4 protein-coding genes are annotated in these 14,573 nt (G+C 42.1%); all 4 read left to right on the forward strand.

Annotated elements, in window-relative coordinates; all coding sequences use genetic code 11:
- Nucleotides 1-14: 14 nt before the first annotated feature.
- The 4 genes from V7783_RS09030 to V7783_RS09045 all read left to right on the forward strand — a co-directional run bounded on the left by V7783_RS09030 (nucleotide 15) and on the right by V7783_RS09045 (nucleotide 14,400).
- Nucleotides 15-374 (forward strand): glutaredoxin family protein, encoded by a 360-nt coding sequence (locus V7783_RS09030; protein ID WP_335678450.1) that lies wholly within the window; start codon nucleotides 15-17, stop codon nucleotides 372-374.
- A gap of 75 nt (nucleotides 375-449) precedes the next feature.
- On the forward strand, nucleotides 450-1,934 hold the full coding sequence (gene gltX / locus V7783_RS09035) for a glutamate--tRNA ligase (RefSeq protein ID WP_335678451.1): 1,485 nt from the start codon (nucleotides 450-452) through the stop codon (nucleotides 1,932-1,934).
- A gap of 422 nt (nucleotides 1,935-2,356) precedes the next feature.
- Nucleotides 2,357-8,227, forward strand: a complete 5,871-nt coding sequence (locus tag V7783_RS09040) for a S8 family serine peptidase (RefSeq protein WP_335678452.1) — start codon at nucleotides 2,357-2,359, stop codon at nucleotides 8,225-8,227.
- A 302-nt stretch (nucleotides 8,228-8,529) separates the two neighbouring features.
- Entirely contained in the window at nucleotides 8,530-14,400 is a 5,871-nt protein-coding gene (locus tag V7783_RS09045; protein ID WP_335678453.1) for a S8 family serine peptidase, read from the forward strand.
- Nucleotides 14,401-14,573 lie beyond the last annotated feature (173 nt).

Consider the following 14,573-nt stretch of genomic DNA (forward strand, 5'->3'; position numbering starts at 1 on the left):
ACAGGGCTCAGTTGATGAAATTAGTTCGTTGGTTATTAGGTAGTTTAATCCTCTTTTTTGATTTTGTATTTACTCCTCGCAGTAAAAAACGCCCTGCGGATGAGCAACAACAGTTAGATCAGCTTACCGCTCAATTTAAATTATACCAATTCAAAGCGTGCCCTTTTTGTGTAAAGGTACGCCGTGCGATTAAGCGTGAAGGCTTAAAAGTTGAAACTCGCGATGCTAAGAATAACGAGCAATATCGTCAAGAGCTGCTTGAGCAAGGTGGCAAAATAAAAGTGCCTTGTTTGCGTATTGAACAAGATAATCAAGTCACTTGGTTATATGAATCAAACGATATTATCGCTTACTTAAATAAAGCGGCAGCTTAATATTCATTTTGAAAGTGCATTTGCTATGTTAGCATTTAGCGCATATTTTATTGTCCATTGAAAGAGAACATAACCATGACAATCCGTACTCGTGTTGCGCCGTCACCTACTGGTGACCCGCACCTTGGCACCGCTTATATCGCCTTATTCAACTATTGTTTTGCTAAGCAACAAGGTGGTGAATTTGTCCTTCGTATTGAAGACACCGACCAAGTGCGTAGCACACCAGAATCAGAGCAAGCGATCATGGATAGCTTACGTTGGTTAGGGCTTGAGTGGGATCATGGTCCTGATGTGGGTGGTGAGTTTGGCCCGTACCGTCAATCTGAGCGTAGCGATTTATATAAAAAGTATGCTCATCAACTTGTTGATGATGGCAAGGCGTTTTATTGTTTCGCCACGAGTGAAGAACTAGACCAAATGCGTGAAGAGCAGATGGCGGAAGGTCTGCGCCCTAAGTACGATGGTCGCGGTTTAAAACTGAGTGATGACGAAGTTAAAGCAAACTTAGCCGCTGGTAAGCCTTATGTTATTCGTATGAATATTCCAGCTGAAGGCACATTTAAATTTAACGATTACTTACGTGGCGAAATTGAGATCCCGTGGGAAAACGTAGACATGCAAGTGCTGTTAAAAGCTGACGGTTTCCCAACCTACTTCTTAGCCAATGTGGTTGATGATCACCACATGGAAATTAGCCATATTTTCCGTGGTGAAGAGTGGATCAACTCAGCACCTAAACTATTAAAATTATATGAAGATTTCGGCTGGCAAGCGCCAGTATTAGGGCACTTACCATTATTACGTAACCCTGATAAATCAAAGCTTTCTAAACGTAAAAACCCAACCTCTATAAATTACTATAAAGAAATGGGTTACTTGCCAGAAGCGGTGCTTAACTATTTAGGCCGCATGGGCTGGTCAATGCCAGATGAGCGTGAAAAGTTCACCCTTGCTGAAATGATTGAACACTTTGATATGAAACGTGTATCACTCGGTGGTCCAGTATTTGATGTTGATAAACTAAGCTGGTTAAACGGCATGTGGATCCGCGAAAATTTCTCTGACGAAGAGCTGATCCAACGCTTTGTAGATTGGAAATTTAATGGTGCCATGCTAGCTAAGGTTTTGCCTGAAGCGAAAACACGTATTAATACTCTATCAGACATGGTTGATTTAGCAGGGCATTTTGTTGGTGGTATACCAACTTACGATCCAGCACTATTAACTGCTGGTAAAGCCGATGAAGATGTAATTCGTCAAGCTTTACAGTTCTTTATATGGCAGCTTGAAGGTTTACGTAGTTGGCAAAAGCCAGAAATTTTTGCAGTTGCAAAAGCTGTAGCAACTTTCCATGAATTGAAGATCAAAGACTTCTTAGAACCGATTTTTGTGGCTATCACTGGTAAAACGTCATCAACGTCAGTACTTGATGCCATGGAGATTTTAGGCTCAGATCTATCGCGTGCACGTTTACGTGTAGCGCTTGCGCATTTAGGTATTTCTAAAAAGCAGGCAAAAAATATTGAACGTGCGTACCGCGAATATCCAGCTGCATAAATCCTCGTTTTAAACCGTTTCTAAAAACCGAATGTTGCATTGTCAATGTTCGGTTTTTTTATGGTTATTTATTAAAATAGCTGCCTTGTCAGTTGTTGCTGTTAAGCAAATCAAAAATTAAACAGCTATTTGCAATAAATATGCGTTTTACTGTGTGCTCGATTGAATTTTATATTCTTAATTTTATTTTTTTTATATATGTATTATTCTTCTGTGTGTTTGCTAACTTATTGATTTTTTAGCTACCTCGCGGGTTTTTAACTGTTTAAGGTGTTTTTGTTGTTAACTATGTGTACAAAATGCTACATGAAGTTGAATTATTTATGAGCTCCTTTGTGGTTGAATAAGTCTATTAAGTTGAAATGGATATTCATGCTTATTGAATAATTATTTTTTCTTTTACAATCACTCAGGGGAAATGTATGAAACTTAAAATTGTTGCGGTTGCTGTTGCAACCGCTATTTGTAGTGCAGGGGCATTGCAAGCTGCGAATATTAAAACAGTGGGTGAAAACACGCTGCAAGCACCTAATACTACAGCGGCTGAAATCCAAGCGTTAACGAATAAGATCTTAACGCAAGATTCAGCAACAATTTTTAAAAACAATGGCTTAAATGTACAAATCAACGCACAACAAGGTAAGTTCCAAGAAGAAGGCCTAGATGGCGAGCATGTTTATATTGTTAAGCTTAAAGGCAACTCAGTTGCACTAGAAGCGCAAACATTTGACTCATCATTAGCGCGCACTATGCGCACGCAAGGTGTTACTAAAATATTTGAAAAAGGCCGAGCATCAACGCCTGCTGTTGTTGAGTACCAAAATAAATTAATAACAACACAACAGTCAGTAATGCAAAGTGTAACGGCAAGAACTGGGCGTACAGAAATGCGTCGTCAGTTTACTAAAGCGCTGAATGGTTTCTCAGTAAAAATGACTGAAAGTGAAGCAATGCGTGTTGCTGAACTTGGCACGGTTGCATCTGTGATGCGTTCAAAATTATATGATTTATTGTCTGACGAAGGGCCTACACATATTGGCGCGGATCAGGTGTGGGATGGCACGAGCGTGCCAAGTGGTATTAACGGTAAAGGTGAAGGCCAAATCGTTGGTATTATAGATACTGGTATCAATTCAGATCATCCTTCATTTGCTGCTGTAGGCGCTGATGGTTATAGCCATGTTAATCCATTTGGCGAAGGCAATTATGTTGGTGACTGTGTTGAAGAACCAGATGAAGTGCAGTGTAATAGCAAACTGATTGGTGTGCGCTCATATGATGTGGTGACTGATTCATATTCAGCAATGATCCCAGGTTGGCCTGCAATTGGTGAAGATTATGGCGGTCATGGTTCACACGTAGCATCAACAGCAGCAGGTAATGTGCTTTATGATGTACCATACATGATTGCCGGCACCGGCGATGAAATGGATGGTAAAGTCCTTAAAGGTGGGCTATTCCCACAAATCTCAGGTGTCGCACCGCATGCTAATATTATTTCATATCAGGTATGTTACCCAAGCAGTGACGAGTATGCTGGTTGTCCCGGAGAGGCGTTAGTTGCAGGTATTGAAGATGCGATTGCCGATGGTGTTGATGTAATTAACTTCTCGATTGGTGGTGCCGATTCAAACATTTGGGCCGATCCAGTACAACTAGCCTTCTTAGCTGCTCGTGAAGCAGGTATTAACGTTGCAGCTGCAGCAGGTAATAGTGGTCAAGCGTGTGGTGCTGCTGAATGTTTTGGTTATTTAGATAACTCATCACCTTGGCTTGCTCAAGTTGCTGCGACAACGCACGGACGTAGTATCGTGGTTGAAACGGCGATTGAACATGCGGGCTTTATTGCTCCTGAGCTTGGTTCAGAAGTACCTGATTGGTCAGAAACAGGCCTTATTGGTGGCGCAATCAATAACGAAGAAATCACCGGTGTGGTTGTTTGGGCGAAAGATTACCAAGATGTAAATGGTGAAACTGACAGTAAAGGGTATTGTACTGCTGATTTCCCTGAAGCAACATTTAACTTCTATAAAGATGGCACTGAAATAGCTGGTGCGGCTGATGGTAGTACCAATGTTATTGTTGTTTGTCAGCGACATATACCAACAGATCCAGAGGCGAATGCACGTACTGCAAAAATTGATCATATTAAAGCCGGTGGTGCTGATGGCTTTATCATGTTTAATGAAGATAAAGCTCAAACGACCGTTCCTGAAGCCTATTCATTACCTGGCGTTCATTTTTCCTATGACCAGTGGAATGGAGTATTCCCAGACGAAGGGTTAGAAGATTGGGTTGATAGCTCAAGTGAAAAAGGTCACATGATCACAATTAAGCCGACAGTAATTGAACGTCGTGTTAATGAAGAAGACGCGGATTGGTTAGCACCGTTCTCATCTCGTGGCCCTTCATATTCAAATATTGATATTTTAGCACCAGCAGTGGCTGCGCCTGGTGTTAATATTTATGCCGCTTATTCTGATGAACAAGTGTTTGCTGCAGTACCAAATGGCCAAGATTTTGCGTCAATCAGTGGTACTTCTATGGCGTCACCACATGTGGCGGGTTCGATGACGTTATTACGTCAAATTCACCCTACATGGACTGCAACAGAGATCCAATCTGCACTATTAATGACGGCAGACAATGTTGTTAAATATCGCCGTACAAATAGCGCGACCGGCAATGTAGATATCGCCGAAGTATACCGTGCAGGCACGGGCCGTATCAATGTTGCAAACGCTGCAAAAGCAGGCTTTGTAATGGATGAAACGGCTGATAACTTCCTTGCTGCAGATCCAGCAAATGGTGGCACGCCGCATAAACTGAATATGCCAAACCTGGTTAACTTCTCGTGTAAACCTGAGTGTCAATGGGTTCGTACTATCAAGGCTACTGAAGATGGCACCTGGAATGTGACACACGGTGATGTTGTTAACTGGAACTTAGACATGAATAACCAGGCAGCGCAAAACGGTGTCAATATTGAAGTTATTCCAAACACATTTAGCTTAAAAGCAGGCGAAACACAAACCATCATAGTTAAAGCGTCAATCATGGATACGCAAGATGTTGCCAGCAACGCTGAAGTTGAACTGCATACTAACTTGATGTTTGAATCAGATAACGCTGAGCTAGCAGACGCGCATTGGCCATTAGTGTTTAAATATGAGCGTGGTGACTTACCATCATCAATGCAAGTTGATGTTCATAGCGAGCAAGGTCAATATATAGCAAAAGGTCTACAGTTACCTAATACAGAAGCACCCGTAGCGAGAGCATATCAGCCTGTTAAGGCAGATGTTAAAACACTTACGCTGCCTAAAGATGATGATAGAACTTTCCCTTGGCAATTAGGTGCGGCTGAAGGTGATTTCCCAGCAGAAGAGCTTTTAGATGAAGCCGTTTATACTCAGTTTAATCAAGTTCCAGCTAACACTAAGCGCTTTACTGTTGAAGTCTTAGATATAGAGTCTGAGCTTGAAGGGACTACATACCGGGGCAACGCGATTCTTTTTGTCGGTAAAGACTACAATGGCGATGGTATTATTCAGCCACAAGACGAAATATTATGTGCTTCAACCGCGCCAATAATAAAGAACTTCTGTAATATCAATAACCCAGAAGAGGGTAACTATTGGACTATTGTTTACAATGATCGTGAGTTGGGTTATGTAGGGGTAGAAGAAACATTTGAAGTTGCGTTTGCTACGGTAACAGACGAGGTCGCGAGTAACCTTAATGTATCACTGCCTGCTAGTAACGGGACTACACCAGCCAATATGACCCTTAATTGGGATATGGCAATGGATCAAGGTGATGTTTACTATTCACTTATCGATGTTGGTACTTCAGCAGTTAACCCTGACAACATTGGCACTATTCCACTGCGTTTAGACCGTGGCAATGATGTTGTACACTTAGATGCACCAGTTGAGAAAGCGAAAGTGGGTGAAAAAATCCCATTAACTTTTGAAGTCTTAGCTAATAACTCAGGGTATGACCGTGATTACTCGTTTGAGTTAAGCATTCCTAAAGGCTTAAGTGTTAGCCGCGACTCAGTACTTAGTTCGACTGACGAAGGTGTTAATATTGAAGTTACTGGCGATAAAATAATTGTCAGTGGGATGCAAAAAGATACCCGTGATATTGCAGCGGATTATATTGTAACGGATAACATCACTGATGAGATGTGTCGTCTACCTGACTTTGGTAACAGTAATCCAGGGGGTTATGTAAGCCTTTCTGAGTTTGGTATTTCGCCAATGCTGTCGGGCTTTACAGATACGGGGTTATCTAACTACCGTATGGGTCATTTTATCTCAATCGATACATTGTTTAATGGTCAGTATGATTCGTATGCACTATATAACAATGATGGTGTATCAAATGTTTCTACAGGTCATCTTGAAATAAAAGGTATGGGTGCAGTTGGTCCTGTTCCAGCGCGTTTAATTCAGCCTCAACATGTGCAATTCCCAACAGAGTTTTATCCACCAGAAATCCTTGCGCCATTATGGCGTGGCTACTATAACACCGACTCTGGAACGCTAAAGGATGAGTTATCGGTTGGCTTATCGGCTAATGAGGGTATCTCATTAGCAACAACGTCATCAGGCTGGGCTGTTATTGAGTGGGATAACGCTTCTGACTATGGTAATGGTAATTATGATCGGGATAGCGGTAAGTATACGTATGATAAGCGTGATAACAGTTTTGACTTTGAAGTAATATTTAATGTTAATACGCGCTTTGGGGAAAATGAGCACGAAATTTACTATGCTTACGATAATATTGACTTTGGTAGCACTGGACCGCAAGGCAGTATTGGCTTGCAAGGCTATAAAGGCTTAGTTGGTACATTTGGTGCTTTAGATGGCCCATTGGCTGTTGATATTGCGTATAACAACTTAGATGAAGTTGTAAAAGACGACTACATCATTTGTATGGATTACGTAGGCCCAGAGTCATCACAATTTGAAGTAACAGCATGGGCAGAAGTACTTCCTTCGGCATCAGGTCAAAACCTTGAAATTATTGCGACTACGTCAATGGTAGGTACTGCTGATAAAACGGTCATCAAGACAGTATCAGTACCGAGCAATATAACGGTTGTGCCATTGAATGACATGACTACCACAGAAGAAACTGCAGTATCGTTCGATGTTCATCATATCGATGAAATGAATTCGAAGAATGAAATCTCGGTCATTTCAGCAGATGTAACTTATGAAGTGGATGGCGAAACAGTCACAATTACACCAGTAGCAGACTTCTTTGGTGAAACTGAAATCGAAGTTGTGGTATCAGATATCGAAAACCCAACAGATAAAGCCAGCACCACGTTTATGCTAACAGTGACAGGTGTGAGCGATGCACCAGTTGCAGAAGTAGCTACAACTGAGGTGGTTATCACTGAAGGTGAAGTAGTCACGCTAGATGCATCAACATCAGTTGACCCAGACGGCGATGAGATTACCTTTGCGTGGTCAGGAAATGGCGTGATTGCAGATGCCACAGCAGCAATGACCACAGTATCAGGTCTTATGGCAGGTGAGCACACGTTTACAGTAACAGTGTCAGATGGTGAACTTGAAGCAACAGCTACAGTAAATGTAACAGTAGTGACAGTTGCTGAGCGCTTAGCGATTGATGCGATAACAAATCTATCAGTTGATGAAGATAACAGCACAGAAGTAGCCGTGAACTTTGATAATCAACTAGGTAAAGAAACCGTTATTACAGCGATGGCAAGTAACGCAAGTGTTGAAGTGATGGGCCATGAAACAGGTTCAATGCTAAAACTAACACCAAATGCAAACTACAATGGTGACATTGAAGTAACAGTTATGGTTGCTTATGCAGATGAGCCGACAGCGGTTGCACAAACGACATTCACATTAACAGTGAATGCAGTGAATGATGCACCTGTTGTTGAGCTAAGCGAAACGCATATCTATGTTCGTGAAGACCAAGTACCAACGTTAACAGCGTCAGCGACAGACCTAGATGGTGATGAGCTGAGCTTTACATGGGAAGGTCCAGGTAACATTGCAACGCCAACTGCAGCGAGTACACAAATCTCAGGTCTAGTACCGGGTGATTATGTGTATACAGTGACAGTAAGCGATGGCAGCGAGAGTGTATCGCAAAGCATGCAAGTGTCAGTGACAGCCGCTCCTGAGGTTGTAGAGCCAGAAGATAATGATGATTCAAGCGGTTCATTAGCTTGGTTAACCGTGTTGATGGCAGGTTTTGCAGGACTAAGACGTCGTACTGTAAAACGTAAATAATCACTCCCCTAAGTGTGTTATGTAACAAAGGGCCCATTCGGGCCCTTTTTTCATGCTTAATTTAAGTTTGAAGTGCTGTAACCCTTAACCCTTCCTTAGTTTCCACAGCATTAAGTTGAACTCAGTATGTTTAATGTCTTGTTACGGCTGTACAGTGATTTTGTTTCAGTTGTTAATGTGGTGTACAAAAAGCTACATTCGAGTTTGCGACTTTTAACTTTGCGTATGGTTATATTGTAAGCACAAGGCCGTAAATATGCGGCTTTATTGAATAATAATTTACAATAATCTAGGGAAATTCCATGAAGCTCAAAACTGTATCAGTTGCCGTAGCTGCAGCTATTTGTAGTGTCGGTGCTCTTCACGCAGCAAATACTCAAATTGTTGATTCCAATACGCCGCAAGCCATCAATGCTACATTTGATGATATAAAAAAACTTACCGCTAAATTTCAAGATGTAAGCTCGTCAACCATGTTGCAAAACGATGGTTTGAACGTACAGCTAAATTCTCAAGGTAATAAATTTCAAGACGAAGGTCTTGATGGTGAGCATGTTTATATTGTAAAGCTAAAAGATAATTCGGTTGCATTAGAGGCACAAAATTTTGCATCACCATTAGCGCGTACTATGCGCAACCAAGGTGTGAGCAAATTGTTTGAAAAAGGCCAAGCTACAACCACAGCTGTTATTGATTATCAAAACCAGTTGTTAACAAAACAACAAACTGTAATGCAAAGCGTTACCGCGGCAACTGGTCGTACGGAAATTCGTCGTCAGTTTACTAAAGCGTTAAATGGCTTCTCTGTCAAAATGACAGAAAGTGAAGCAAAAAGAGTTGCTGGGCTTGGTGCTGTTGCATCGGTTATGCGCTCTAAAAAATATGACTTACTGTCAGATGAAGGCCCAACCCATATTGGCGCCGATAAAGTTTGGGATGGCACTAGTGTACCAAGTGGCATTCAAGGTAAAGGTGAAGGACAAATCGTCGGTATTATCGATACCGGTATTAACTCTGATCATCCTTCATTTGCAGCTGTTGGTGGTGACGGTTATGAACATACAAACCCATTTGGTGCTGGCAATTATGTAGGTGACTGTGTCGAAGAGCCTGATGAGGTGCAATGTAATAATAAACTCATTGGTGTACGCTCATATGATGTTGTTACAGATTCATATTCAGCTATGATCCCTGGTTGGCCTGCGATTGGTGAAGACTATCAAGGACATGGTTCGCATGTTGCCTCTACAGCTGCTGGTAACGTGTTATATGACGTACCTTACATGGTTGCAGGGGATGGCGAAGAGTCTGATGGTAAGGTATTAAAAGAAGCATTGTTCCCACAAATATCAGGTGTAGCACCGCACGCAAACATTATCTCTTACCAAGTCTGTTACCCAAGTAGTGAACAGTATTCTGGTTGCCCAGGTGAAGCACTTGTTGCAGGTATTGAAGATGCAATATCTGATGGTGTTGACGTGCTTAATTTCTCAATCGGTGGTGCAGATTCTAACGTGTGGGCTGACCCGGTACAGCTTGCATTTTTGGCCGCGCGTGAAGCGGGCATTAGTGTCGCAGCCGCAGCGGGTAATAATGGTCAAGCGTGTGGTGCGGAGTGCTTTGGTTATTTAGATAATTCATCACCTTGGCTTACGCAAGTTGCTGCAACAACGCATGGTCGTACAATTGCCGTGGATACTGCGGTTGAGTTTGCTGGCTTTATCGACCCAGCTCTTGGTTCTGAAATACCTTCTTGGTCTGAAACTGGCTTAGTCGGAGGTTCAATCAACACTGATGAAATTACCGGTGTCGTTGTTTGGGCAAAAGATTATGAAGATATCAATGGCGACAAAGATAACAATGGCTATTGTGTAACAGAATACCCTGAAGGCGCGTTTGATTTCTTCAAAGATGGCACAGCTATCCCAGGTGCTGCCGATGGTAGTACTAATGTAATCGTTGTTTGTCAGCGCCATGACCCCGCTGATCCTGCTGCTAATGCGCGTACGGCAAAAGTAACAAACATTAAAGCCGGTGGTGCTGATGGCTTTATTATGTTTAATAAACTGGCTGATCAAGGCACAGTTTCTGAAAGCTATGAGCTACCAAGTGTACATTTTACCTATGATCAATGGCATGGTGTTTCTCCTGCACAAGGTTTAGAAGATTGGGTAGATCATTATTCAGAGCTAGGCCATCAAATTACTATTAAACCGACGGTAATTGAGCGCCGTGTAAACAGTGATGACGCAGATTGGTTAGCTGACTTCTCATCTCGTGGTCCTTCATATCAAAATGAAGAAATTTTAGCGCCGGCAATTTCAGCGCCAGGCGTTAATATTTATGCTGCTTATTCAGATGAACATCCGTTCTTACCAACACCAAATGGTCAAGATTATATCGCAATAAGCGGTACTTCTATGGCGTCGCCGCATATTGCCGGCTCAATGGCATTGCTACGTCAAATCCATCCAGAATGGACGCCAGCGCAAATTCAATCTGCGTTACTAATGACCGCAGATAACGTGGTGCAGTATCGCCGTCTAAATAATGCGACAGGTGATATTGAAAAAGCTGAGACATACCGTGCGGGTACTGGCCGAGTGAATGTTGCAAGCGCTGCCAAAGCCGGCTTTGTAATGGATGAAAGCGCAGATAACTTCTTAGCTGCTGATCCATACAACGGTGGTACGCCACATAAGTTAAACTTACCTAACTTAGTTAACTTCTCGTGTAAACCTGAATGTCAGTGGATACGTACAATCACTGCAACAGAAGACGGCACATGGTCAGTAAGTCATGATGATGTTGTTAACTGGAACTTTGATAGTCGCCAGCAATCGGCACAAAATGGCGTTAACATTGAAGTTCAGCCAAGCACATTCAGCCTGAAAAAAGGCGAGAGCCAAACCATTATTGTTAAAGCATCAATTATGGACACCCAAGATTGGTTTAGTAACGCAGAAGTTGAATTGCATAGCCGACTAACTTTCAAGGCTGAACAGGCTGACATTCCTGATGCGCAGTGGCCAGTGGTGTTTAAATATGATCGTGGCGACCTTCCATCATCGGTGAAAACAACAGCGCATGCAGACCAAGGTTCATTTGTCGTTAATAATGTAAACTTACCAAATGTGGCTGCACCTGTGGCTCAGGCTTATAAGCCAGTTAAAGCAACTGTTGAAACCTTTGTAATACCTAAAGATAGTGACCAAGTTTTCCCATGGGCAATGAACCGCACTGATGACGTTAACCCAGATGATATTTTAGATGAAGCAACGGCCACTAAATTTGTAACAGTGCCTGCAAATGCTAAGCGTTTTACTGTTGAAGTTGTTGGTATTGAATCACCTTTTGAAGGCACTCATAATCGAGGCAATCCAAACGTTTACATCGGTAAAGATTACAACGGTGATGGTATTATTCAACCGCAAGATGAGATCCTATGTGTATCAAGTCATGTACTTTACAAAAACTTTTGTAATATCAACAACCCAGAATCAGGTGAATATTGGGCTGTTATCTATAACTCAAAAGATCCAGGTCAAGAAGGGGTTGAAGAGACGTTTGATGTTGCATTTGCTGTGGTCACTGATCAATACGCAGATGAAATTGACGTAACACTACCGGGTAGTGATGGTGTTGAAACCGTTGATATGACTATCAATTGGGATATGGCAATGGAACCAGATGCCATTTATTATTCAATGATTGATGTAGGCACATCTGCTGTTAATGTAGGTAATATTGGCTCAGTACCATTGAAAATTGAACGTGGTGTTGATGCGGTTAACTTAGATGTTCCTAATTCAACTGCTAAAGTGGGCGACCGCATACCATTCACTTTTGAAGTATTAGCCAATAACTCAGGGCAAGATCGCGATTTCTCATTCGAGCTTGATATTCCTGAGGGTTTAAGCGTTCGTCCTAGCGATGTACTTGTTGGCAGTGCTAGTGAGGTAAGTACAGAGGTTGTTGACGGTAAAGTTATTATTTCAGGTGTGCAGCAAGATACATCAGATTTATCGGCTGACTATATTGTCACCAATAACATCACAGACGAAATGTGTAAATTGCCAGATTTAGGCAATAGTAACCCAGGTGGCTATATTAACTTATCTGAGTTTGGCATTAATCCGTCACTGAGTGGCTTTGATGACAGAGGAATGATTCAATATAGCAGAGGTTGGGTTGTCCCATTAAATACGTTATTTGGAGGTTACTATGATGCCTTCAGCTTGTATAACAATACTGAGGATAGCAACGTACCAGGCTCTTTAATACAAATCAAAGGTAATGGTATGGTCGACTTTTCTGGTGCACCAATTAGAGGCACAGGGCATTCTCGTTTACCATTTAATACCTTCCCCAATGAAGTATTAGCACCATTGTGGCGTGCTGAATACAACTCTAAAGATACCGGTTTGAAAGTTAAAGACATGATGTCAGTTGGCTTATCGGTTAATGAAGGTATCTCAATGGCCAGTACAGCCTCCGGTTGGGCTATTGTTGAATGGGATAACGCCGCTGATTATGGCGATATAGCGCAAGACCCTCAGACACGTCAGATCACTTATACTAAGCGAGACAATAGCTTTGACTTTCAAGTGTTATTTAATGCCAATACACGCTTTGGTAAAAATGAGCACGAAATCTATTTTGCCTATGACAATATAGACTTTGGCAGTACCCAAGGTCAGGGAAGTATTGGTATACAAGGCTTTAAAGGCATGTGGGATTTATGGGGCCCGTTAAATGGCCACAAAGGCGATAGCCAAGCGTATAACAACTTAGATGAAGTTATAAAAGACGACTACATCATTTGTATGGATTACGTAGGCCCAGAGTCATCAAAATTTGAAGTAACGGCATGGGCAGAAGTACTTCCTTCAGCATCAGGTCAAAACCTTGCAATTACAGCGACTACATCAATGTCAGGCATGGCAGATACAGCTGTGACTAAAACGGTATCAGTACCGGGTAACATCACGGTTGCGCCATTGAATGATATGACTACCACAGAAGAAACCGCTATTACGTTTGATGTTAGCTACATTGATGAAATGAACTCGAAGAATCAAGTTTCAATCATTGCAGATAACGCCAGCTATACAGTTGATGGTGATACGGTAACGTTAACACCAGCAGATAACTTCTTTGGTGAGATTGCAGTAGAAGTTGTGGTATCAGATATTGAAAACCCAACAGATGCAGCAAGTACAATGTTTACATTGACAGTTACCGGTGTTAGCGATGCACCAACGGCTGAAGTTGCTACAACGGATGTGGTTATTACTGAAGGTGAAGTAGTCACGCTAGATGCATCAACATCAGTTGACCCAGACGGCGATGAGATTACCTTTGCATGGTCAGGAAATGGCGTGATTGCAGATGCCACAGCAGCAATGACCACAGTATCAGGTCTTATGGCAGGTGAGCACACGTTTACAGTAACAGTGTCAGATGGTGAACTTGAAGCAACAGCTACAGTAAATGTAACAGTAGTGACAGTTGCTGAGCGCTTAGCGATTGATGCGATAACAAATCTATCAGTTGATGAAGATAACAGCACAGAAGTAGCCGTGAACTTTGATAATCAACTAGGTAAAGAAACCGTTATTACAGCGATGGCAAGTAACGCAAGTGTTGAAGTGATGGGCCATGAAACAGGTTCAATGCTAAAACTAACACCAAATGCAAACTACAATGGTGACATTGAAGTAACAGTTATGGTTGCTTATGCAGATGAGCCGACAGCGGTTGCACAAACGACATTCACATTAACAGTGAATGCAGTGAATGATGCACCTGTTGTTGAGCTAAGCGAAACGCATATCTATGTTCGTGAAGACCAAGTACCAACGTTAACAGCGTCAGCGACAGACCTAGATGGTGATGAGCTGAGCTTTACATGGGAAGGTCCAGGTAGCATTGCAACGCCAACTGCAGCGAGTACACAAATCTCAGGTCTAGTACCGGGTGATTATGTGTATACAGTGACAGTAAGCGATGGCAGCGAGAGTGTATCGCAAAGCATGCAAGTGTCAGTGACAGCCGCTCCTGAGGTTGTAGAGCCAGAAGATAATGATGATTCAAGCGGTTCATTAGCTTGGTTAACCGTGTTGATGGCAGGTTTTGCAGGATTAAGACGTCGTACTGTAAAACGTAAATAATCACTCCCCTAAGTGTGTTATGTAACAAAGGGCCCATTCGGGCCCTTTTTTCGCATATACGAAAATTAATATTAGTAGCGGTTTCCTATATTTTAATGATATATCAATGATATACTGGTTAGTGCTAATAGCTTACTAATGTAGCAAAATGTACCGCTTATTTAATTTTTCGT

Source organism: Pseudoalteromonas sp. (genome assembly GCF_036960685.1).
Taxonomy (GTDB): Bacteria; Pseudomonadota; Gammaproteobacteria; order Enterobacterales; family Alteromonadaceae; genus Pseudoalteromonas.